This window comes from Burkholderia sp. A9, assembly GCF_000801975.1.
The window spans coordinates 185479-208258 of record NZ_JSZN01000003.1 but is presented as its reverse complement, the minus strand read 5'-3'; the positions used below and the strand labels follow the sequence as shown (position 1 = coordinate 208258).

Here is a 22780-nt window from a genome sequence, read left to right as displayed (position 1 = left end):
GCAATGAGCAACGGAGTGATCCCGATGCGAGACGCGCTCGATGACAAAGTCAATCGGCTGTTTGCTGGGAAGGTCGTGCGCAAGGACCTTGTCCGAAAGGTGAAGGTCGGCGCCAACGTGCCGGTTTTTGTACTCGAGTTTCTCCTCGGAAAATACTGCGCCTCAAGCGACGAGGTCGCGATCCAGATGGGCCTGCAAGTGGTCAATGACACGCTGGCCAACAACTATATTCGCTCCGACGAATCGATGAAGGCGCAGTCGATGGTCAAGGACCGCGGACGTCACACCTTCATCGACAAGGTGAAGGTGCGTCTCGTCGACTCGGACTACTGGGCTGAGGTCACGAACTTCGGCCACAAAAACGTTCACGTGCCGGAGCACTACGTCCGCGATTACGAGCGCCTCGTGATGGGCGGCGTCTGGGCACAGATCGACATGCGCTTCGAGTACGATGAGGAGTCTCGTGGCAAAAACCCGTTCTGGATCGACAAGCTTACGCCCATCCAAATTGCGACCTTCGATCTCGAAGAGTACCGGCGCATTCGTAGCGAGTTCACGACGGATGAGTGGATCAACCTCATCATGCGCAGTATGGGGTACGAGCCAGACGAGATGTCGCGGCGCCTGAAGCTTCTTTTCCTCGTGCGTCTCATCCCGCTTGCGGAGCGCAACTACAACCTCGTAGAGCTCGGTCCACGTGGTACAGGCAAGAGCTATGTCGTGCAGGAGGTTTCTCCGTACTCGGCGTTGCTCACCGGCGGCACTACGGTGGCCAACCTCTTTGGCCACATGAACGGTCGGCAGAAGGGTATGGTTCAGATCTGGGACGTCGTCGGGTTCGACGAGGTTGCCGACCTCCAGAAGATGCCGAAGGAGGTCATCACGACGATGAAGACTTACTGCGAGTCGGGTACCTTTCAGCGTGGGCAGGAGGCAGTCTCCGGCGACGCAAGCATCGCTATGTTCGGTAACACGAATCAGCCCGTCGACGTGATGGTCCAAACGGGTCATTTGTTCGCGCCGATGCCGGATATCATCCGCGACGACATGGCCTTCATCGACCGCCTGCACTTCTACCTCCCGGGTTGGGAGATCCCGAAGATGCGGAACGACCTCTTCACGGATCACTACGGATTTGTTGTTGACTATCTCGCCGAGGCACTCCGCGAGATGCGGAAGCACAACTTCACCGAGATCATCGACCGCCATTTCTCACTGGGAGCTCACCTCAACGCTCGTGATCGCAAGGCCGTACGCAAGACGGTTTCCGGGCTTGTGAAGATCCTGTATCCGCACGGTGAGGTGTCTCACGAGGAGCTTGGCGAAATCCTTGAGCTGGCGCTCGAGGGGCGGCGACGGGTAAAGGAGCAACTCAAGAAGATGGGCTCCTTCGAGTACTACCACACCTCATTCAGCTATACGCTGCAGGAAACCGGTGAGGAAAAATTCGTTGGTGTGCCTGAGCAGGGTGGACGCGATCTAATCTCGATCGATCCGCTGCCGCCAGGCACGGCCTACACCGCGGGTGTGACCGCGGACGGAACCGTTGGTCTGTACCGCATGGAGGTGTCCATGTCGAATGGCACCGGCAAGCTCAGGCTGGCGGGTGGCATATCGGGCGCCATGAAGGAGTCTGTGCAGCGTGCGTTCAGTTTTCTGCAGACAAAGAAGTCGGAGCTCGGGATAGCTCGGGACTTTGACGTCGCCGACTTCCATGTTGAGGTAATCGATCTACTTGCGAACCGAGTCGAAGCCGATCTGGGGGTCGCGCTCTTTGTCGCATGTTACTCGGCACTGCGCAAGACGCCGGTCACCCCGGCCCTGCTGATTCTTGGTGACATGAGCGTGCAAGGGAACATCAAGCCGCTCCGCTCGCTCACGGAACCTCTCCAGGTTGCAAAAGATAACGGTGCAAAGCGTGCGTTGATTCCGATCGAAAACAAGCGGAATTTCCTGGATGTCAGCGCCGACATCATGGAGCACGTTGACTCGATCTTCTATGGAGATCCAAAAACCGCGGCGTTGAAGGTGCTTGGCGGCCCCTGATAGAGGGTAGAGGTTGATGGGATGACAACGCATATCGATCTCGGCGTCGCGCCTATCATCCACAGTATTCCGGAAGGCTTCGCTTAAATTGGAGGATTTGTAATGTGTTCGTTCAGTTCCCGCATGAATTCGTCGTGATTTGTCCAGTACCCTCTATTTTCCTGGGTCCAGCGCATGTGTGCTGCGAGGCCGTCGAGGTCTCCCATCAACGTCAGGCGATTAATTCCGTAGTGATTCAGCTCGAACTGCAGTTGCCGCTTGTAGTGTGAAGCAATCGTGTGTACTTCGTAACGGTCGCGGTGGTCTAAGCATTCGGAAAGTTGGACCTTGGGATCCGGGTGTGCGGTAAATAAGCCACTTTGCCTTGCGATGCGGCTCGTGACTATCCGAGGTTTGTAACGCGCTACATTCGGGTGACTTCCCGGCTTCGCATGCTCTGGCTTGATCGCCCAATGCGGCAAAAGACAATGAATTGCACCATCCGCAAGTGTCTCTTCAAGCGACGCAAAGAATGCCGCTACAAGTGGGTTGTAGCTCCAGTCCAACAATCGGGTGGGTAGACCGTGATGCTGAGCGAGCGCAAGCCATTCCCAATCGTCAGCGGGCTCGACTTCTAGGAACTCCATCGCACGCCGCTTCCATGCCTCGAGGTTCACCAGATCATTCGCAGCGCCGTACGGTGCGCGGCCCGCCTTAGGTATTACAGGCCATTCTGCACGAGCTTGCCCTCTGAACATCCAACGATTGTCAGAACGGTATTTCGAGAATGCGTTGTGTAAGTCTGAGAAATTTGCTATGTGCATTGAGTGATCACTTCACGTTGATACGGGCATTTGCCCCAAACTCGATAAACGTCACGACAGACAGTGCAGTCGACTCAGCACTTCGACTTCTCTAGCATCGGATGCTATTGATCGAAAGGCGGTTTTGACTCGGGAATGGTCGCGTTTTCCCGCCGTATGACGAGGAAGGTTCTTGATGCAGTTGGTCCGTAGCTTCGCGTGCACCGGCCGGCGCGCTTGCTTCAGAGGAGCCGAGATGATCCATAGAGGAGAAGAATGCGTACACTTCCGATCCCCAAAGCGCCGTTATGAGCGCGGTAATAGCCAAATGGCTTCTGTATCGCCGAAGCCATGTCACCAATCTTCTGTAGCGCGGTCGCCTCGCCCTAATCTTAAGTCGGATCCGCATCTTAACCACTGGACGGGTTTGCTCAATCGCAAGTTGAGGGAACAAGACCTGTCTAATGTAAAACCATGTGTTGTACCACAGTAACGAGAAGAAGCCGATAAAAAGTGCTGTCGCCAACAAAATGGCTAAGCCCTTTCCTGTGATGGTGATGATGCTGGCCGCATGAGCCGAAAAAACCTTCGCGGCAGCTACGGCAAGAGCAACTACAAGCGTCGAGTTTTTGAGATGGTCGAAAAGCGCCTGGAGCAGCCCCCTGAAACACCGGACACAGTCTCCCACTTAAAATAACGGGTAGGCATAAGACTGTGTTTTTGACTAACACCAGGCAAGAAGTGATGGATGTGTTGACGGGCCCGGAGCGTCGGCGGCGCTGGACGGCGGAACAAAAAATGGCAATGGTTCGCGAGAGCTTCGAGCCGGGGAAAACCGTTTCGCTGGTCGCTCGGCAGCACGGCGTGAACCCGAACCAGTTGTTCCACTGGCGCAAGCTGTACCAGGGCGGGAGCCTGTCAGCGGTCAAAGCGGGTGAAGAAGTGGTTCCGGCGTCGGAACTGGCCGATGCGCTCAAACAGATTCGTGAGCTGCAACGGATGCTCGGCAAAAAGACCGTGGAGAACGAGATTCTCCGCGAAGCAGTTGAATATGGCCGAGCAAAAAAATGGATAGCGCACGCGCCATTGTTGCCGGGGGACGAGCAGTGAAACTGGTCTGCGAAGTTCTCGGTGTGTCGCGCTCGAACGTTTCGGCACACCTTGCGCGTCCCGCCGACTGGCAGGATGGCCGGAAGTCCAGGCAAACCGATGATGCGCCCGTAGTCGAGGAAATTCGCCGGATCATCGGCGACTTGCCGAGCTACGGCTATCGCCGCGTCTGGGGCGTGCTGCGCGAAGAGCGACAGGCCATTGGGCTGCAGGTGTTCAATGCGAAGCGCGTCTATCGCGTCATGAGAACGCATGGCTTGCTGATGGCGCGGCGACCGGTTCCATCTCGCCCTCAGCGACGACACGACGGCAAGGTGGCCGTGGCGCGTAGCAACCAGCGTTGGTGTTCGGACGGCTTCGAGTTCCGATGCGACAACGGCGAGCCGTTGCGCGTGACGTTCGCGCTGGACTGCTGCGACCGCGAAGCGATGAGCTGGGCGGCCACAACGGCGGGCCACAGCGGCGACATTGTGCGTGACGTGATGCTGGCTGCGGTGGAAAATCGCTTCGGTGCTGCGTTGCATACGCCATCCGAAATCGAGTGGTTGAGCGACAACGGTTCGGGCTACACGGCCGACGAGACGCGCCGGTTCGCCGTGGATATCGGTCTGAAGCCGTTGACCACGCCCGTGTGCAGCCCGCAAAGTAACGGCATGGCCGAGAGCTTCGTGAAAACGATGAAGCGCGATTACGTGGCGTTCATGCCGAAGCCGGACGCTGAAACTGCCGCGCGGAACCTGGCCATCGCCTTCGAGCATTACAACGAGAAGCACCCCCATAGCGCATTGAATTACCGCTCGCCGAGAGCGTTTCGTCGCGCCATGGATTCAGCAACCTTAGTGTGATGCTGTGTCCGGAATTACAGGGTCAACTCCAGCGCCTTGTAGTAGCGCTCTTCCGCAAGACGTTTCCAGCCGACCCTAATCGAATATTTCGCCACAGGTTGTCCAGTTTTTATATCCCAACTATATTACGGCAGAGCGAGTGAAAACATGAGTGTTTGAGCGTCTGCGTCATGCTGCTAGTCGCAGGGTGTGTTCGACTGCATTTGGTCATTGTGTGTCGTCACGTCACCGCAGTTCGACGACTGGGCGGAAATATGCGTGGTCCTGCGCTATCGATACGCTGCTCTATTCGCGCGTGCGTCATGAAGAGCGTGATGACGGCCGCCGTGCGCTCGGAAATACTCTTCCTTCATGACGGGATCAATTCGTGAACTGACGAGCTTTGCTTTCCATCCGGCTGTTCGTCCGCCGAGCAGCTCCCACAACAGTTGCAGATCAACGGGATGGTCGTAACAAATCACGGGTCGCTGCTTTAGTCCGGTGAACATTGACATCCAGATTCGTGTCGCGTCACGCAACGCTCCTGGCTCCATTACCCGCGTCGAATCTGCGCCTAGCTGAGGCAACACACTGGCCTGCACAAAAGCGCTGCAAGCATTCCTATCCACGTGCGCTTGCTCCGCATAGAACTCAGGCCCGTCCTCAGCGACCATGGCTATACTTATCAGGCACGGCGCCGTGATATCCGTAAACTCTGTGTCGATGAAGATTCGCCGCTCCCATGGATGTAAAGTGCCCACGCGTTCCCTCCTGCAGTTTGTTCGCCCATCGGGCCGAGCAGCCGCTCACGGTTGTTTATACTCCACCCAGGCCTTGGCAGAAGTGTTAAGCGCGTCCGAAGCAAGCTCGACGTCTCCACGGCGATAGATGTTCTGGCGGCTGCCGTCCGTTTGCGGACCACAAATCGGCGCTATCCCGACGTCAGAAAGAATTGCCATAACCGTCCCAACCGATAGAGACGCAGCCTTAGCAAGCTCGACCGCAGACACATAGCGCTGTTCGAAGTCCGATAGGGCGTCTGGCGTGATCAAAGTGACAGTTCGTCGACCGCGAATGGCGACCCGTCCTTTTAATAGACCCGATTTTACTAAGTGGTACGCAACTTCTTGCTTGATATGAAGATGAACTGCCGCTTCAGGAATTGTCACGCCCCCGACGCAACATTGTTGTCGATGCCAGTTGAGGAATTCCTCTCGTCCAAAAATTGCGCCGGCGATTCCTCGAGCACTCTCATCCCATCGCCTCAAGTTGATACGCTGCTCTTGTACTGCGCGAATGAGGGATACGAATTCTGCTCGCTGCGACAAAAAATATTTGCTGACTTCGGCGAACGAAATCTCGCGATCTGGACATGCCACGGCTTCGCCGCAATTTTTGACGCTATCGATCAACTCCGACGCCTCGCTACGCCGGAAAAGCGACGTCGAGATCAGTCCATGAGTCACGGTCCTACGTTTCAGCATGCCTACGTCAGCGAGCTGTTCTACCCGGGGCATCGAAACTCCAAGAAGTAAGCTCATGGTCCGCAGGCTGATCTCATCCGCGAGCTCTTGCTTAAGCGACGAAAGGGCGGTCCGCTTGATTAGGGTGAAGTGCCGTCGGACGCCTCCCGGGTTGGGGATCTCCGTAACGCCGACCCGTCTGGCCAAAGCATGAAGGGTCGCAGCCCGGATTCCAAGTTGACGAGCGGCAACGGTTGCGGTGATATATGCCTGCGATTGAATGTCGTCAACTGTCGCCCAATGGCGGCGCCTGTCCAGAGTATCCATGGACTGGTCACGCATGTATCCCCGGAAGCCGTCGAGAAGGAAGTTCAGATCGGGCGCAAGGTCGTGAAACAAGAACTTCTTTAGTCGGCGCACGCGCGGCGATTGCAGCGAGGTTTCGGCGGCATCTCGAATCGAGCGTTCTTCCTCCCGAAGGAAGTCGTGAAACTTAAATGGCCAGTCGGTCAAGCGTGAATAGGCCGCAGCTATTAGTCGGGAAGTTTCCGACAACGTAAGGTTGCGCCACGCTTTGGGCGTCAACATGTACTCGGTCGTATCCGTCGTCGCTCCAAGGTGGGAAATCAACGACGCAATAGAGGGCAAGCTGAGATCCTCAAGCGCGCTAACCCGTCGTCCGGCCGTGTCCTCCTGCACGCCGGCCGCTTGCACAAATGCATGCCAAATGTGGTGAGCGGCGTCGACGCTGGAGCGACTCGCTTCGACTTGTTCCCATGACGAAATCTCACTTCCGCAGCGACATCTCATCATCGACGCTCGCCTCCAACAGAGCGTGCTTCCGCACGCAAGGCATGTTTCAACCAACTCCATGCCGTGTACGTGGCATGCGACGTATAACCGATGTTCCCATATTGCTCGCCAGTACGGCGTCGCTAACAAGCACGCGACGCAGCATCTTGCTCGCCGGCCAAGACAGAATTTTTGGTCAAACTCTGGCGGAGCTACGACAGGCGTGCCGAATTCCCCGAGCCATTTGGGTATAAATCCAAAAATGGCGGTACCCACGAGATCACGAAGGTGAACGTGAAGACCGTCAATGCGCTGCAACCATTCGACGGCAGGATACGCGTTAGCTTCCGCCAATCGCAGAAGAAAGCCCTGGGCGCTCTCGAAGGGATGCGTCTGTGGGAGGTTGATCAACTGCGCTTTCACGAATGATCCTTTACTAACGGCGTCGCGTGCCGCGAGTTTCCCCTCGGCGGCTTGTGGGCGAAAACGGTTCGCCTGGTTGATCCAGACGACGAAACGAGAATTTCGGATGAAATGGATTTAGCTCGTTCTGTCCGCCGCGCCAGATCTCTTGAACGAAGGCCTGTTGTAACAAGGATCGATCGATACTTGGCTGGTTCGCAGCCACCATCAGTTCGAAGGCCCCGGTCGTGAGCCGTCTGACGTATCCGATAAGGCCGTTGGTTGCCATGTATATCCGACGTGCGATTTCAGGCTCGGCAAGGCCTGAGCGACGTTGACAGGGAAGCATTTCATCCAAGGCATTCAGTATTGTTCGGAACTCTATCTCTTCCTCTTCTCGCTCAATTGAAAAAGGTGCAAGTTCTATGCGAGCTGAAAATCGGCGCCGAAGTTGCTCGTTAAGTGTGAGGATTGCGGTTGATCTTGGCAGGCCCATTAGCAGACACGGTATTCGCGCATCTTCAACGAAGCTCTTGAGCCAATCGGCTACCGATTGCGGTGAATTGTGAGAGCCATGGTCGAGAAAATGTTGAAGTTCATCAACGATGAGCATCTGGACCCGACACTGACGCATAAGCGCAAGCGCCCGTAGCCGTTTGACTTCAGCGTTGCCAAGGCTGGCCAGTGGATCTCCGAGTGCAACAAGTATTGCCTGCGCCAGGCTCTTCAACGTCGGCGACGTTGGAGTTTCGACAACGAGGACTGGCTTGATGTGGGTATTTTCGCTTTCTGATTCCGGAAGGATCGATCGGATATAACGAGCGATCCATGTTTTTCCCGTGCCAGACTCACCTACAAGAAGGGTATGACGTGGATCTGCACCATGTCGTGATAAATCAAGGACGTGCTGTAAGCGCGCAACCACATCCTTAAATTGCCGATGAGGAATGAGAATGCGCTCTACTTCCTTCATCCGAGCATAGTCGTCATCGGAAAACGGTCGATCAATCATGTGGAAACCTTTCCGCTTGGAGAGCTATCCAGTAGCAAGCCGACCAGCTTTGGCAGCTCGGACACCGGTACGGCCGACTGCTTCTCAATATGAGGTTCCGGCTTTTTGCGGGCTGTTTTGTCAACCGGCGTTGCGAATATGTCCGCTGCTTCTGTTCCGATACCGCGCCACGCCGCGCTCTTTTGTCGCTTTCGTTGTGATTTGCTCAGGGCAAACTCGGAAACCAGCATTCGGATTTCGCTTTTCGCCTGCGCAAGGGTACTTTGGTCCACTAGCCCTTTGCCAGTTTCGCGCGCGCGTGCGCAAAGCAATCTGTGTTGCTCTCGAGTTAGACCGCTCGCGTATTCCTGATCAAGCGCCGGCACGATGACGGGGATTTTGGTGTCGGGATCGATGACCGCAATGCGTGAAACGTCATCGAAGTACGAAATGATATCGACCGCGACTCGAGGCCCATGTTTACTGCGGATCTGCAGAAGTGCGGGATCGTTGTACCGCAAGTTGTCGAGTTCAATGCCATGATGAGACAGCGTTCGAGTATGCGTCTCCCCGATCGTGATATCGACGTCCTCAATGCTCGGCGGCAGCACCGGCGGAAAACGCGTCGCTCCCGTAACCCATTTCTCGTGCGGCGTAGTTTTGATTCCTCGATGGAGGGAGTGTGCGTAGACGTCAACAATCCAACGCGTCAGGACATGCAGTAGCTGATCGTACGTGATCAATGCCTGCTCCTGCGGGTCGTAATCTTCTCGATGAAACCATCGAGCGAAACTCGTTCCAGGCAGCGCGTGCGCAAACTGAAAATTCAACGTTTTCAGGAAGCGTTCTACGGCACCTTTGAACCACGGCTGGCGTTTTGGGCAAAACGTTACGATCATGCCCAGCTCAAACGCAACCCTCTTCAGTTCGTCGCTGTGAAACTCTAGTCCGTTATCGCAGACTAGTTCGCGAATTTTTCCATGGCACGGCCAGTCGTGTTGCAGATCCGGATAGCGCTCTCGAAGGTCAGCCTTCGGTATTATCGCGTGCCGCAAGCACCGGAGGACGGCGTGGACTGAGGGCCCCTGAAATCCGACGTGCATACCGACCGGCATTCTTGAATACCGATCTAGTGCGATGGTTACCGTCGGACGGCCTAGGGGTAGCTTTGTCCTCTCGTCGATCACAAAAAGATCCAGAGGTGAGTGATCGATCTCGACGCGCTCGAGGATTTGCTCAACATGGACGCCGCGGCCAGTCGTGCGAAACGTGATGTTCGCTATGCGCTTTCCGCGGCGGGCCACCTCGACATCAAATGCGTCAAGGTAGCGTATCGCCCGATACACGGTGGCGAGGCTCGGCATTCGAACCTTCTCGTTCTCGCTGCGAAATTCATTTTCGCGATCTATTCGGTAGCGAAGGTCAGCACACACGTCAGTTACGGAGCCTCGTTCCCGCGCCATGTATATCGAGTCGATCGATTGCTGCAGCAAATTCAGGCTCGTAATAGGTAACCTGCTGCCACCGCCTCCTCGACGGTCGAACCGATCAATCAACACTCTATTGTCACCGTCTGCTCGCGAAACGCTGCGAGCCCATCTGTAAACACTGATGGCACTCGGCGGATAGGGGTCGTTCAATTCTTGCGCACATTCCTGAATAAGCGGCGCAAGCACAGCCGGCGTCGAAACTATCGGGCCGCTAGCGAGCAGCATGTCAAGGTACTTCTTTTTTCGGAGAGCGTTCTCTCGGACACGGTTAGGGAACGTTGACAGCGGACGCCCCAACCGTGATGGCACCGGATCGCCGATATTCGTGGGCTCGTCCAGAAAGCGCAGCCGGCCAGATTGATACTGCCTCTGCAGTTCTGAGGTTGATGTCACCGCTAATGCGCCGTTGGACACCGCTATTAGGTGCGCGAGTCCATCCGCGGTGAGATGAACGATCCTATGAGGTTGATCGTCCAGAACGATGGACACTCCAACCTTAAAAATATAGTTCTTCATCACTCGGCTCACGGTTTTGTATGGACAAAGCAGTCAATTCACTCAACGGCTGACGCAGATCGCAGGCAAGTAGATCTTGAGCAAGGAATCGCCAAACTTCCGCGGTCGATCCGAGACGAACGCGGGCGTGTGCTACCGTCAGGGACGGCTCGTGGAGGAGCGGTGCCACGGCCAGTCGTCGTTGAAGCCCTGACATTGGTTTGCTTAGATAGGGGAACAACGCGTTCAGGTTAGGCAGAAGCCCGCCGCTACGAATCTGGGCGTCCGTCAAAACCCGAAATGGCACGCCTAGCTCGGAAAAATGTTCCTCGATTCGCCGCAGCCGCCTCACTTCGTCTGGCGCGAGCGCTTTTTCCTCTGGTTTGACCTCGATGAGTAGCACTGCGCCGCTGGCAAGAGTGAGTTCAAAGTCCGGTGTGTACTTCCGCGATCTACCGTCGAACAGGTAATAGATCGAGTAGGGTTGCTCTCGATAGCTGATTACGCCGCGAGAGAACTCGAAGAGAAGCAAGGCGTCACGCTCGATCAATGACTCGAAGGCCACTGATCTGCCTGACTTTCGGGAAGGGAAACGGCCGCGGAAAATTCCGCCGGTAGGCCGAACCACTTGTCGTGCTGGGGTATGATGAATCCCCTGCCTAGCCATCGGACTGACGGCGGCATGCGGATTGTTTTGCATGATTCGCTCCGCTCGCAAATTAAAAGGGCGCATTAAACCCTCTCGACTTGCGAGATCAGAAAAAATTGGGCGCAAAAACTTGACCGCGGGCGGGGGATTGACGATACTTCGAGTGTCTAAGTCGGGTAGCGTCAGCTCCCACCAGCGGGGCAAGCTTCCAATAGGGGGGTTGCTCCGTTTTTACATTCCGCTCTCCATTTTTGCTCGCTGCAAGTTCGCTGGGCGAGCATACTCCTGCTTAAAACTAGCATCTTTTTTCAGCGAAGACGTTATTTTATTGATTGTCGGCGCGCGGTCAATGATTATTGCAGTATTTTTCTACTGAGAATCGATGATGCCAGGTGGCATATGCAACACCTTGGAGTTGCTGGGTAATTTTGTTTGTCTATTGTGCGGTTATTTTCACTGGTGCAATGTGCAATATTTATTGCATTAAAACCCGTTGGCGTTGGTTTAGTGAGATTTGTGGTGACAAAAAATAAAATAGCCCGGAAGACTTGGGCGGTCGACCGGGCTACAAATGCGATCAAATTTTCACGAACAGTGAGAAATTTTTTTCATCTCAGAGACAAATTTTTCACTATCTCTGACAACCTACAGTATTAGACGTCAATATTCCCCGCCCGCAACGCATTCGACTCGATAAACGCCCGCCGCGGCTCGACATCATCCCCCATGAGCGTAGTAAAGATCCCATCCGCCGCAATCGCGTCTTCGATCTGCACACGCAGCAGACGCCGCACTGCCGGATCCATCGTCGTTTCCCACAGCTGCTCGGGGTTCATCTCGCCGAGCCCCTTGTAGCGTTGTTTCGAGACGTTGCGTTCGGCATCCGCCAACAGCCACTTCATCGCGCTCTTGAAGTCCGCGACAGCCATGCTGCGTTCACCGCGCTTGATGACCGCACCTTCCCCGATGAGCCCCTTGAACGTATTCGCGGTGGTCACGAGCTGCTGATAATCCGCCGTGTGCTGGAATTCCTGGTCGATGACCGAAACCCGCACGTTGCCGTGATGGGTACGTTCGACATGCAGCGACCGCTGTTCGCGAACCGGGTCATACGAAGGCACGACACGCACTTCGTTCTTCAGCGCTTCGTCATGCAACGCAGCGTGCAGAGCCTTCGCCGAAGCCTCGGTCGAAGCCTCAGTGGAGAGATCGATCACCACCCCATCCATGACCGCTTCCAGCGCGGCCGGGTCATACAACCGGCTCAACCGCTCGATCACGCTCTTCGACAGCAAATACGACCGCGCCAACTCGCCAAGCGCATCGCCGGAAATCGCCGCCGCATTCTCACCCGGCACCAGCTCCGACCCTTGCAGCGCCAACCGCAGCATGTGCGCGTTGAGCTCCACGTCATCCTTCAGATACCGCTCGTCCTTGCCCGCCTTGATCTTGTAAAGCGGCGGCTGTGCGATATACACATAGCCGCGCTCGATCATGTCCGGCATCTGGCGATACAGGAACGTGAGCAGCAGCGTTCGGATGTGCGCACCGTCGACGTCCGCGTCGGTCATGATGATGATGCGGTGATAGCGCAGCTTGTCGAGGTTGTAGTCTTCCTTGCCGATGCCGCAGCCGAGCGCGGTCACGAGCGTGACGATCTGTTCCGACGACAGCAGCTTGTCGTAGCGCGCCTTCTCGACGTTCAGCACCTTGCCGCGCAGCGGCAGGATTGCCTGGAACTTGCGATCACGACCTTGCTTCGCCGACCCACCTGCCGAGTCACCCTCGACGATGTAGATTTCGCACTTCGCCGGGTCTTTCTCCTGGCAGTCCGCGAGCTTGCCCGGCAGACCAACACCATCGAGCACGCCCTTGCGCCGCGTCATCTCCCGCGCTTTCCGCGCAGCATCCCGCGCCCGAGCAGCCTCAACAATCTTCCCGCAGATGATCTTCGCGTCGATCGGCGTTTCCAAAAGGAATTCTTCCAGCGCCTTCGCCACAACCTCTTCAACCGGCGCACGAACCTCGGAAGAAACCAGCTTGTCCTTCGTCTGCGAGCTGAACTTCGGCTCCGGCACCTTCACGGACAGCACGCACGACAGCCCTTCGCGCATGTCGTCGCCGGTCGTCTCGACCTTCGCCTTCTTCGCGATTTCGTTGTCGGTGATGTACTTGTTGATGACGCGCGTCATCGCGGCCCGCAGGCCGGTCAGGTGCGTGCCGCCGTCGCGCTGCGGAATGTTGTTCGTGAAGCACAGCACGTTTTCGTTGTAGCTGTCGTTCCACTGCATCGCGACTTCGACGCCCACGCCATCCTTCTCGCCGTTGGCGAAGAACACCGTCGGGTGCAGGTTGGTCTTCGTCTTGTTGATGAACTCGACGAAGCCCTTCACACCGCCGGCGAACGCGAAATCGTCTTCCTTGCCCGAGCGCAGGTCCGTGAGACGAATCCGCACGCCGTTGTTCAGGAACGAGAGTTCACGCATCCGCTTCGCGAGGATGTCGTAGTGATACTCGACCGTGCCGAAAATGGTCGGATCGGCCATGAAGTGCACTTCGGTGCCGCGGTTTTCGGTGTCACCGGTGATCAGCATCGGCGAAACTTCCACGCCGTCCACCGTCTCGAGCACGCGCTCCTGCGCGACGCCGCGATGGAACTCCATGAAATGCTTCTTGCCGTTCCGACGCACGGTCAACCGCAGCCAGCTCGACAGCGCGTTCACGCACGACACGCCCACGCCGTGCAGACCACCGGAAACCTTGTAGCTGTTCTGGTCGAACTTGCCGCCGGCGTGCAGCTCGGTCATCACGATCTCGGCAGCACTGCGCTTCGGCTCGTGCTTGTCGTTCATCTTCACGTCGGTCGGAATCCCGCGGCCGTTGTCGGTCACGGAAATCGAGTTGTCGGCGTGAATCGTCACGTGGATGTCGTTGCAGTACCCGGCCAGCGCTTCGTCGATCGAGTTGTCGAGCACCTCGAACACGAGGTGGTGCAGACCGGTGCCGTCCGACGTGTCGCCGATGTACATCCCGGGGCGCTTGCGCACCGCTTCCAGACCTTCGAGGATCTGGATCGACGAGGCGCCGTAGCTGCTGTTATCGGGTTGCGAATTGTGCTGTTCACTCATGGATATCTTCCGGTTCTGCGAGGCCACTCAGGTGGCGGCGCGGTGCGTTTCAGCGAGAGAAATCGCCGGGCCGCTCCAGTTTCCTGGCCCGCCCCGAGCGCCGAAAAGGCACCAAAGGGACGGGTTGTCGGTTCGCCATAAAAACGCCAAAGGGGCTTGCCGCCCCCTAGTGTGTGTCTTGATGTCGTGCGCGTCAGATGCGCATCGGCATCACGACATACTTGAACTCGTCGTTCTCGGGCACGGTAATCAGCGCGCTCGAGCTGGCGTCGCCGAGGCTCACCTGCACGGTGTCGACCTTCAGGTTCGCGAGCACGTCGAGCAGATACGTGACGTTGAAGCCGATGTCGACGGTATCGCCCTGGTAGGCGATTTCCAGTTCTTCCTGCGCCTCTTCCTGATCGGCGTTGGTCGACATGATCTTCAGCTGGCCCGGCGCGATGATGCAGCGCACGCCCTTGAACTTGTCCGAGGTCAGGATTGCCGCGCGTTGCAGCGAACGCTGCAGTTCTTCACGGCCGATCTCGAACGTGTTCTTGTGCGCCTTCGGGATCACGCGCTGGAAGTCGGGGAACTTGCCCTCGACGAGTTTCGACACGAGCTCGACCTGGCCGAACGTGAACTTGGCCTGGGTCTGCGCGATGTCGATGGTGACGGTGTCGTCGATGTCTTCGAGCAGGCGCTGCAGCTCGAGAATCGTCTTGCGCGGCACGATGACTTCCTGGCGGCCGAACGTGCCGCCTTCGAGCTTCATCGACGAGAACGCGAGGCGGTGGCCGTCGGTGGCCACGGCCATCAGCTGGTCGCCGTCGACGACGAGCAGCATGCCGTTCAGGTAGTAGCGGATGTCCTGCTGCGCCATCGCGAAGTGGACCATGCCGAGCAGCTGGCGGAACGACTTCTGCGGGACGGTCAGGGTCGCGCCGAAATCCTTCGCCTGCGCGACGGTCGGGAACTCGTCGGCCGCCAGCGTCTGCAGTGCGAAACGGCTCTTGCCCGATTGAACGGTGAGGCGCTTGTCGGCGAGCGACAGCGTGACCTGGCCGTCAGGCATCGCGCGCAGGATGTCGAGCAGCTTGCGCGCCGCGACGGTGGTCGCGACCTGGTCGCTGCCGACGCCGAAATCGGCGCGCGTGGTGATCTGCAGCTCCAGGTCGGTCGACAGGAACGAAACGTCCGGGCCGTTCTTGGTGATCAGCAGGTTGGCGAGGATCGGCAACGTATGGCGGCGTTCGACGATGCCGCTGACCGTTTGCAGCGGCCTGAGGAGGGTGTCTCGTTCGGTCTTGACCAGTTGCATAGAGTTCCTTCGTTGAGTAACGGCCTGCAGCGCAGCAGCCTCGCAGCGCCCCGCCGGCCGGGCTCTTGGCCCGCCACCACCGGGGCGGTCAAACCAGTATTGTGCCTCAAAACCGAACCGCCCCCCTTAATTTGGGGCGGATGCCGAATTATCAAGCGCGCCGCGCGCTCAGCCCTTCAGCGTCTGTTCCAGCACGTGCAGCTCGTGGTTGAGCTGCGCGTCCTTGCTGCGTTCGTCGGCAATCTTGCGCACCGCGTGCAGCACGGTGGTGTGATCGCGCCCGCCGAACAGCTCGCCGATTTCCGGCAGGCTCTTCTGCGTGAGTTCCTTCGCGAGATACATCGCGATCTGCCGCGGCCGCGCGATGTTCGCGGGGCGCTTCTTCGAATACATGTCGGCGACCTTGATGTTGTAGAAGTCGGCGACGGTCTTCTGGATGTTCTCGACCGAAATCTGCCGGTTCTGCACGGTCAGCAGGTCCTTCAGCGCTTCCTTGGTCAACTCGATCGAGATCTCGCGGCCGTGGAACTTCGAATACGCGAGGATCTTGCGCAGCGCGCCTTCGAGCTCGCGCACGTTCGAGCGCAGGTGCTTCGCGACGAAGAACGCGACGTCCTCCGACAGGTTCACGCCTTCCGATTGCGCCTTGCGCATCAGGATCGCGACGCGCATCTCCAGCTCGGGCGGCTCGATCGCGACGGTGAGGCCCGAGTCGAAGCGCGAGATCAGGCGATCGTCGATACCCGAGATCTCCTTCGGATACGTGTCGCTGGTGATGATCACCTGCGCCTTGTTCGCGACCAGCGCCTCGAACGCGTAGAAGAATTCCTCTTGCGTGCGCGACTTGCCGGAGAAGAACTGAATATCGTCGATCAGCAGCAGGTCGAGCGAGTGGTAGTAGCGCTTGAAGTCGTCGAACGCCTTGCGCTGGTATGCCTTCACCACGTCCGACACGTATTGCTCGGCGTGGATGTAGCGGATTCGTGCGCCGGCCTTGTCGAGCAGCAGCTGGTTGCCGATCGCGTGGATCAGGTGGGTCTTGCCGAGGCCGACGCCGCCATACAGGAACAGCGGGTTGTACGAGATGCCGGGGTTGTCCGCGACCTGGATCGCGGCGGCGCGTGCGAGCTGGTTCGCCTTACCGGTCACGAAGTTGTCGAAGGTGAGCACGGGGTTCAGCTTCGAGCGTTCGTACATCGAATCGGCTTCGCCGCCGTTGGCGGGTGCGGCACCGGGGCCCGGACGCCACGTGCGACGGCCGGCGGCCGCTTCGTGCGCGGGCAGGCTCGGCAGGTCGATGTCGGCGTCGTCGGCGTGCAGGTGGTGCGCGGCGGCTGCCGACGCCGTCATCGGCACGTTGGCCGGCGCGCTGGGCGCAGCAGCTGCATTCGCGCTCAGGTTGGCGGCGATCGCGGCCACCGTGGCGGCAGGGCCGGTCGGTGCCAGCGGCGCGCGCGGGGCGGCCGGCGCGGCGCCCACAGCGGCGCTGCGCATGCCAGCCTTCGGATCGAGGACGAACTGGACTTCGATCGGCGCGTTCCAGAAATCTCGGGCCAGATCGGAGATGCGGCCCGAAAACTGGCTCTTGACCCAGTCCAGCTTGAAGCGGTTCGGCGCGGCGATGGACAGCGTGTTCGCCGACGCATCGAAGGCCACCGGGGCCAAGGGTTTGATCCACGTCACGTACTGCTGGGGCGTCAACTCGCGCTCCAGCAGTGCGGAACAGTGTTGCCAGAAATCGTTCATCAAGTAACTGTCGTTTTTTGCGTGCACAGCGCGGCTCGCCGGCGCCCTTGTGGCGGTTTCGCAACAAGGCCCGAAGCGGTCGTGCGAGCGTGCTTCGGACGCCTGCGTCACAGTCGTGGAGCGGCAGGCGAGGGCCGAAGCGGCGTGCGGGATTCTTGGAGGTAAGGCGAGATTCTACCGCCAAACGCGGCCACAGCGCGACTTATCCACAGGCCGTGGCTGTGGGGCGCGGGGCCGGATCGGCGCAGGCCGGCACAGGCGGACGACTCCTAAAGTATTGACCGTCAAGAGAAAAACGGTTTAAATAGCGGGTTCCGCGAAAACCAATCCTGTATTCCCGGCGATTGCGTTCGCCCGAATGCCTCCGGTTAAGGGCACGCGGTCCCCTGAATTTCGACATTCTCGAACAAGTGAGAACATCATGAAACGTACTTACCAACCGTCCGTGACGCGCCGCAAGCGCACCCATGGCTTCCGTGTCCGTATGAAGACGGCAGGTGGCCGCAAGGTCATCAACGCTCGCCGCGCGAAGGGCCGCAAGCGCCTCGCCATCTAAGGCAGGTTGCGCGCTGTGTCCGCCGTCCGCAGTCCTGCGGAAGGTGCCGTCGAGCCGGGTGCGAATCCGTCGCAGACGAAAGCCGCCTTCCCGAAAGCTGCGCGACTTCTGAAAACGGATGAATTTTCATCCGTTTTTCGTTTGCGCCCCTGGCGGCGTTCCGCGCACTTCGTGATCTACGGCAAGCCGACCGGTCAGCCTGCTCGTCTGGGGCTCGTCGTCGGCAAGAAGTATGCGCCGCGTGCAGTCACACGTAACCTCGTGAAGCGGCTGGCGCGCGACGCGTTTCGCTTGCGCCGGGCCGAATTCGCCGGTTACGACCTGCTGCTGCGGCAGCACACGCGCTTCGACAAGAAAGCGCTGCCGAGCGCGGCTTCCGCCCCGCTCGCGGCGATGTGCGCGGCCGAAATCCGTGAGCTGCTCGATAGAGCGGCCCGGGAGATCGCCCGCCGGGCGTCGAAGCCCGCGTCCGAGTGACGCATCCATCCGTGGTGCGGCGTTCGCGCCTGCCCGGCTGGTTTTGACGCGGCGTCGAACGGCGCCGCCCAAGGTATGAAAACGGTATTGATCGCCTTGCTGCGCTTCTACAAGGTTGCCGTGAGCCCTATGCTCGGCAACCGTTGCCGTTTTTATCCTTCCTGTTCTGATTACGCGCGCGAGGCAATCCAGTATCATGGCGCCGCGCGCGGCACGTATCTCGCCGTCAGGCGCGTGTGCCGATGCCATCCGTTTTCCGCGGGCGGCATCGACCTCGTCCCGCCGCCCAACTCCGACACACGCGCTCGCGGCGAAGCCGACGCGCGGTCCCATCGACTCTGAGACAACGCATGGATATCAAACGCACCGTCCTATGGGTGATCTTCTTCATGTCAGCTGTCATGCTGTACGACAACTGGCAGCGGTCCCATGGACGCCCGTCGATGTTCTTCCCGAGCGCAACGCAGACGGCCCCCGTGGCTGCCGGCGGCGCATCGGGCACGGGCGCGACGACGACCGCAGGTGACGCGCCTGCCGCTGCAGCCGGCGCCGCACCGTCGACGACGGCACCGGCCGCGCAAGCGCAGCTCGTGAAGTTCTCGACCGACGTGTATGACGGCGAAATCGACACGCGCGGCGGCACGCTCGCCAAGCTGACGCTGAAGAAGCAGGGCGACGGCAAGCAGCCCGACCTGTACATCACGCTGTTCGACCACACGGCCGGCCACACGTATCTCGCGCGCTCGGGCCTGCTCGGCGGCGATTTCCCGAACCACAACGACGTCTACACGCAGGTCAATGCGGGCTCGACGTCGCTGACGGGCGACCAGAACACGCTGAAGCTGTCGTTCGAATCGCCGGTGAAGGGCGGCGTGAAGGTCGTGAAGACCTACACGTTCACGCGCGGCAGCTACGTGATCGGCGTCGACACCAAGATCGACAACGTCGGCACGGCACCTGTCACGCCGACTGTCTACATGGAACTGGTACGCGACAACACGGCCGTCGAAACGCCGATGTTCTCGCATACGTTCCTCGGGCCGGCGGTCTACACGGACGCGAAGCACTTCCAGAAGATCAACTTCAGCGACCTCGACAAGAACAAGGCCGACTTCGTGAACTCCGCCGACAACGGCTGGGTCGCGATGGTGCAGCACTACTTCGCGTCGGCATGGATCCCGCAGCAGGGCGTGAAGCGCGACATCTACGCTGAAAAGATCGATCCGACGCTGTACCGCGTCGGCGTGAAGCAGCCGGTCGCCGCGATCGCACCGGGCCAGTCGGCCGACGTGCAGGCACGCCTGTTCGCCGGTCCGGAAGAAGAGCGCATGCTCGAAGGCGTCGCGCCGGGCCTGGAACTCGTGAAGGACTACGGCTGGGTGACGATCATCGCGAAGCCGCTGTTCTGGCTGCTCGAGAAGATCCACGGCTTCGTCGGCAACTGGGGCTGGGCGATCGTGCTGCTGACGGTCCTGATCAAGGCGGTGTTCTTCCCGCTGTCGGCCGCGAGCTACAAGTCGATGGCGCGCATGAAGGAAATCACGCCGCGCATGCAGGCGCTGCGCGAACGCTTCAAGAGCGATCCGCAGAAGATGAATGCCGCGCTGATGGAACTGTACAAGACCGAGAAGGTGAATCCGTTCGGCGGCTGTCTGCCGGTCGTGATCCAGATCCCGGTATTCATCTCGCTGTACTGGGTGCTGCTCGCTTCGGTCGAAATGCGCGGTGCGCCGTGGATTCTGTGGATTCACGACCTGTCGCAGCGCGATCCGTTCTTCATCCTGCCGGTGCTGATGGCCGTCTCGATGTTCGTGCAGACGAGCCTGAACCCGACGCCGCCGGACCCGGTCCAGGCGAAGATGATGAAGTTCATGCCGATCGCGTTCTCGGTGATGTTCTTCTTCTTCCCGGCTGGTCTGGTGCTGTACTACGTCGTGAACAACGTGCTGTCGATCGCACAGCAGTACTACATCACGCGCAAGCTCGGCGGGGTCAAGAAGAAGCCGGCCTGACGCCCGTGGCACACGCGGGCGGCCAAGTCGCCCGCGATGCACGTAAAAAAGCCGCATGGTTCGATCCATGCGGCTTTTTGTTTTCAGGGGCGGCGTGCGCGTGCGTTCGGCCGTTCCCGTTCAGGCCTTCTTCGCTTCGAGTTTCGGTTCGCCGCCGTAGAACTGCTCGATCAGTTCCTGAACGAGGTAACGCTGATGCGGCGGCAATGACTCGATCTTCGACGCGAGTTCGATCGTCTCGGGCGTCGGCGGATAGCGCTCGTCACGCGGCAGCGGTTGCGGCGTCGTATGTTCGATCACGCTCGGCGACGGGCCGTAATGCAGCCAATGCAGTTCGACGCGCAACCAGTTGGCGAGCGTTTCGAGTTTGTCCGGCGTCGGAATCGTCCGGCCCGTCAGCCATTTGTGCGCGGTTTGCGGCGAAACGGGCTGCGTGCCGCGGTGACGCAGATTGAACCGGTTCGCCAGTTCCGTCGCACCGGTGACCTTCTCCGGGCTGCGCCGCAAGGCGAATTTCAGGCGTTCCGAGAACGCTGCTTTTTCTTCGGGTGTCGGCATGGGGGTGATTGTGCAATTCCGCTGACGCGTATCAGACAACCATATGAGATAAACGTAGCTTATTCGGATGAATCCCAATCAGGCGTGGAGTGTCTGCCCGAATTGGGGGCCTCAGCGTCGGGCCGCTACGACAGGCATACTTGTCCGAAACGGACAGCTCGCGGCTGCCCGGAATTGATACTCGGCTTAGCTCCGCCGGGATAAATTCGGGCGAGTTCGAAACTGGCATGGCGTCCGGTGGCGTGCGGGCCGGCGCGCTACAATGCCCGCGTTCCGATGCCCGAACTGTTGCGCGGGCGCACCATTCACTGCCTGATTACCCGATTCATCCGATTCCCATGCTCGCTACCGATTCCGATCCGATCGTCGCCATTGCCACTGCTGCCGGCCGGGGTGGCATCGGCGTCGTCCGCGTGTCGTTCGGGCGCGGCGGCGAGGCGGCCGCGCTGCTGCTGATCGACGCGCTGTGCGGGCAGCGGCTGGCGCCGCGCCATGCGAGCTACGTGCCGTTCCTCGACGAGCACGGTGCGCCGCTCGACCGCGGGATCGCGTTGTATTTCCCCGCGCCGCACTCGTACACCGGCGAGCACGTGCTGGAATTGCAGGGGCATGGCGGGCCGATCGTGATGCAGCTGCTGCTGCAGCGCTGCCTGGATGCGGGGCGCGGCTTCGGGCTGCGGCTCGCGGAGCCGGGCGAGTTCACGCGGCGTGCGTTTCTCAACGACAAGCTCGACCTCGCGCAGGCCGAGGCGGTCGCCGACCTGATCGAGGCGAGCACCGAAGCCGCGGCGCGCTCGGCCGGGCGTTCGCTGGACGGCGCGTTCTCGCGGCAGATCCATGCGCTGGTCGAGGACGTGATCACGCTGCGGATGCTGGTCGAGGCGACGCTCGATTTTCCGGAAGAGGAAATCGACTTCCTGGAAGCGGCCGATGCGCGCGGCAAGCTCGCGAGGATCCGCGAGCAACTGGCGCACGTGCTCGGCGATGCGCGGCAGGGTGCGCTGCTGCGCGAAGGGTTGTCGGTCGTGCTGGCGGGGCAGCCGAACGTCGGCAAGTCGTCGCTGCTGAACGCGCTTGCCGGCGCGGAGCTGGCGATCGTCACGCCGATTGCCGGGACGACGCGCGACAAGGTGGCACAGACGATCCAGGTCGAAGGGATTCCGCTGCACATCATCGACACGGCCGGGTTGCGCGAGACGGAGGATGAAGTCGAGCGGATCGGGATTGCGCGCACGTGGAGCGAGATCGAGCGCGCGGATGTCGTGCTGCATCTGCTCGATTCGCGCACGGGGATGACAGCGGACGACGAGACGATTGCCGCGCGGTTCCCGGATCGCGTGCCGGTGGTGCGCGTGCTGAACAAGACCGATCTGACGGGCGTGCCGGCGTGCGTCGAGCACCCGGCGGCCGAAGGCGATCTGACCGAGGTGCATCTGTCGGCCAAGCGCGGCGACGGGATCGACATGCTGCGCGCGGAGCTGCTGCGGATCGCGGGGTGGCAGGCGGGGGCTGAAGGCGTTTATCTGGCGCGCGAGCGGCATCTGATTGCGCTGCGGGCCGCGCAGGAACATCTGGCGCAAGCGGCCGATCATGCGGAGCAGCGCGCGCAGTCGCTCGATCTGTTTGCGGAGGAGCTGCGGCTCGCGCAGGAGCAGCTCAATGCGATTACGGGTGAGTTCACTTCGGATGATCTGCTGGGGGTGATTTTCAGCAGGTTCTGCATCGGGAAGTAAACGCCACTCCAGCGGAATTCAACTTCCTGGAGCACCATCGCGGCGGGATCGCCGTTTGCTCATGCTGGACCAAACGCCGAGATGAATGTCGTGCCGATGGCTGATGCAGGCGTTAGCACGGCGAAGGCGAGTATCGCTATCTCCTGGGGCTGGTGCATTCGGCTGCACATCCAGCCGCGGTCCGGGCCGATCGACGGGCGCTGAGCCTTAAAATACCGACTGGTCC

Annotated in this window: 17 protein-coding genes; 8 read left to right on the top strand and 9 right to left on the bottom strand. The window is 59.5% G+C overall.

Translation table 11 applies throughout. The features are described 5' to 3' along the window. Positions 1-3: 3 nt before the first annotated feature. The gene (brxL, locus tag PI86_RS01885; protein ID WP_052319348.1) at positions 4-2046 is read left to right on the top strand and encodes a protease Lon-related BREX system protein BrxL; all 2043 of its coding nucleotides are present in this window, start codon (positions 4-6) and stop codon (positions 2044-2046) included. Between the two features lie 83 nt (positions 2047-2129). On the opposite strand, the gene PI86_RS15860 is transcribed toward brxL, so the two are convergent. Then, positions 2130-2783: an FRG domain-containing protein gene (locus PI86_RS15860; protein WP_161792348.1), complete on the bottom strand. Its 654-nt coding sequence runs from the start codon at positions 2781-2783 to the stop codon at positions 2130-2132. A gap of 789 nt (positions 2784-3572) precedes the next feature. On the opposite strand from PI86_RS15860, the gene PI86_RS01875 reads away from it, so the two are divergent. Then, a protein-coding gene (locus PI86_RS01875; RefSeq protein WP_152608020.1) for an IS3 family transposase occupies positions 3573-4783 on the top strand; the annotation gives its coding sequence in 2 pieces (ribosomal slippage) (positions 3573-3888 and positions 3888-4783; 1212 coding nt in all). Positions 4784-5568: 785 nt separating this feature from the next. Here the strand turns inward: PI86_RS01875 and PI86_RS01870 are convergent. Next, a complete protein-coding gene (locus tag PI86_RS01870; RefSeq protein ID WP_152608019.1) occupies positions 5569-6813 on the bottom strand; it encodes a hypothetical protein in 1245 nt (414 codons plus the stop codon). A 396-nt stretch (positions 6814-7209) separates the two neighbouring features. Between PI86_RS01870 and PI86_RS01865 the strand changes: the two genes are divergently transcribed. Beyond that, the gene (locus tag PI86_RS01865) at positions 7210-7446 is read left to right on the top strand and encodes a hypothetical protein (RefSeq protein ID WP_039318141.1); all 237 of its coding nucleotides are present in this window, start codon (positions 7210-7212) and stop codon (positions 7444-7446) included. Positions 7447-7453: 7 nt separating this feature from the next. Here the strand turns inward: PI86_RS01865 and PI86_RS15850 are convergent, their stop codons facing one another. The 6 genes from PI86_RS15850 to dnaA all read right to left on the bottom strand — a co-directional run bounded on the left by PI86_RS15850 (position 7454) and on the right by dnaA (position 17218). After that, complete coding sequence (locus tag PI86_RS15850) at positions 7454-8431, bottom strand: TniB family NTP-binding protein (protein WP_082012103.1); 978 nt, start codon at positions 8429-8431, stop codon at positions 7454-7456. Beyond that, entirely contained in the window at positions 8428-10416 is a 1989-nt protein-coding gene (locus tag PI86_RS01860; protein WP_082012102.1) for a Mu transposase C-terminal domain-containing protein, read from the bottom strand. The genes PI86_RS15850 and PI86_RS01860 overlap by 4 nt, the downstream gene beginning before the upstream one ends. Further along, positions 10397-11095, bottom strand: a complete 699-nt coding sequence (locus tag PI86_RS15655; RefSeq protein ID WP_161792347.1) for a TnsA endonuclease N-terminal domain-containing protein — start codon at positions 11093-11095, stop codon at positions 10397-10399. The genes PI86_RS01860 and PI86_RS15655 overlap by 20 nt, the downstream gene beginning before the upstream one ends. A 602-nt stretch (positions 11096-11697) precedes the next feature. Next, complete coding sequence (gene gyrB, locus PI86_RS01850; protein ID WP_039318139.1) at positions 11698-14172, bottom strand: DNA topoisomerase (ATP-hydrolyzing) subunit B; 2475 nt, start codon at positions 14170-14172, stop codon at positions 11698-11700. Positions 14173-14365: 193 nt separating this feature from the next. After that, entirely contained in the window at positions 14366-15472 is a 1107-nt protein-coding gene (gene dnaN / locus PI86_RS01845; RefSeq protein WP_039318137.1) for a DNA polymerase III subunit beta, read from the bottom strand. A 168-nt stretch (positions 15473-15640) separates the two neighbouring features. Beyond that, complete coding sequence (gene dnaA / locus PI86_RS01840) at positions 15641-17218, bottom strand: chromosomal replication initiator protein DnaA (RefSeq protein ID WP_039318135.1); 1578 nt, start codon at positions 17216-17218, stop codon at positions 15641-15643. Positions 17219-17639: 421 nt separating this feature from the next. Here dnaA and rpmH point away from each other — a divergent pair, with 421 nt between their 5' ends. The 4 genes from rpmH to yidC all read left to right on the top strand — a co-directional run bounded on the left by rpmH (position 17640) and on the right by yidC (position 20263). Next, on the top strand, positions 17640-17774 hold the full coding sequence (rpmH, locus tag PI86_RS01835; protein ID WP_004198824.1) for a 50S ribosomal protein L34: 135 nt from the start codon (positions 17640-17642) through the stop codon (positions 17772-17774). Positions 17775-17789: 15 nt separating this feature from the next. Continuing rightward, positions 17790-18251, top strand: coding sequence for a ribonuclease P protein component (gene rnpA, locus PI86_RS01830; RefSeq protein WP_039318134.1), 462 nt, complete (start codon positions 17790-17792; stop codon positions 18249-18251). Between the two features lie 75 nt (positions 18252-18326). After that, complete coding sequence (yidD, locus tag PI86_RS15845; protein WP_006489939.1) at positions 18327-18593, top strand: membrane protein insertion efficiency factor YidD; 267 nt, start codon at positions 18327-18329, stop codon at positions 18591-18593. Between the two features lie 8 nt (positions 18594-18601). Then, positions 18602-20263 (top strand): membrane protein insertase YidC, encoded by a 1662-nt coding sequence (gene yidC, locus PI86_RS01825; protein ID WP_014895650.1) that lies wholly within the window; start codon positions 18602-18604, stop codon positions 20261-20263. 120 nt (positions 20264-20383) lie between these two features. On the opposite strand, the gene PI86_RS01820 is transcribed toward yidC, so the two are convergent. Continuing rightward, entirely contained in the window at positions 20384-20821 is a 438-nt protein-coding gene (locus PI86_RS01820; RefSeq protein ID WP_039318129.1) for a helix-turn-helix domain-containing protein, read from the bottom strand. Between the two features lie 338 nt (positions 20822-21159). Here PI86_RS01820 and mnmE point away from each other — a divergent pair, with 338 nt between their 5' ends. Beyond that, on the top strand, positions 21160-22554 hold the full coding sequence (gene mnmE, locus PI86_RS01815) for a tRNA uridine-5-carboxymethylaminomethyl(34) synthesis GTPase MnmE (protein WP_039318126.1): 1395 nt from the start codon (positions 21160-21162) through the stop codon (positions 22552-22554). The last annotated feature ends 226 nt before the right edge of the window (positions 22555-22780 follow it).

Excerpts from the sequence above, each read along its gene's own strand:
- brxL (WP_052319348.1), top strand. The coding sequence starts at position 4 with ATGAGCAACGGAGTGATCCCGATGCGAGACGCGCTCGATGACAAAGTC.
- PI86_RS15860 (WP_161792348.1), bottom strand. The coding sequence starts at position 2,783 with ATGTTCAGAGGGCAAGCTCGTGCAGAATGGCCTGTAATACCTAAGGCG.
- PI86_RS01870 (WP_152608019.1), bottom strand. The coding sequence starts at position 6,813 with ATGTTGACGCCCAAAGCGTGGCGCAACCTTACGTTGTCGGAAACTTCC.
- PI86_RS15850 (WP_082012103.1), bottom strand. The coding sequence starts at position 8,431 with ATGATTGATCGACCGTTTTCCGATGACGACTATGCTCGGATGAAGGAA.
- PI86_RS01860 (WP_082012102.1), bottom strand. The coding sequence starts at position 10,416 with ATGAAGAACTATATTTTTAAGGTTGGAGTGTCCATCGTTCTGGACGAT.
- PI86_RS15655 (WP_161792347.1), bottom strand. The coding sequence starts at position 11,095 with ATGCAAAACAATCCGCATGCCGCCGTCAGTCCGATGGCTAGGCAGGGG.
- gyrB (WP_039318139.1), bottom strand. The coding sequence starts at position 14,172 with ATGAGTGAACAGCACAATTCGCAACCCGATAACAGCAGCTACGGCGCC.
- dnaN (WP_039318137.1), bottom strand. The coding sequence starts at position 15,472 with ATGCAACTGGTCAAGACCGAACGAGACACCCTCCTCAGGCCGCTGCAA.
- dnaA (WP_039318135.1), bottom strand. The coding sequence starts at position 17,218 with ATGAACGATTTCTGGCAACACTGTTCCGCACTGCTGGAGCGCGAGTTG.
- rpmH (WP_004198824.1), top strand. The coding sequence starts at position 17,640 with ATGAAACGTACTTACCAACCGTCCGTGACGCGCCGCAAGCGCACCCAT.
- yidD (WP_006489939.1), top strand. The coding sequence starts at position 18,327 with ATGAAAACGGTATTGATCGCCTTGCTGCGCTTCTACAAGGTTGCCGTG.
- yidC (WP_014895650.1), top strand. The coding sequence starts at position 18,602 with ATGGATATCAAACGCACCGTCCTATGGGTGATCTTCTTCATGTCAGCT.
- PI86_RS01820 (WP_039318129.1), bottom strand. The coding sequence starts at position 20,821 with ATGCCGACACCCGAAGAAAAAGCAGCGTTCTCGGAACGCCTGAAATTC.
- mnmE (WP_039318126.1), top strand. The coding sequence starts at position 21,160 with ATGCTCGCTACCGATTCCGATCCGATCGTCGCCATTGCCACTGCTGCC.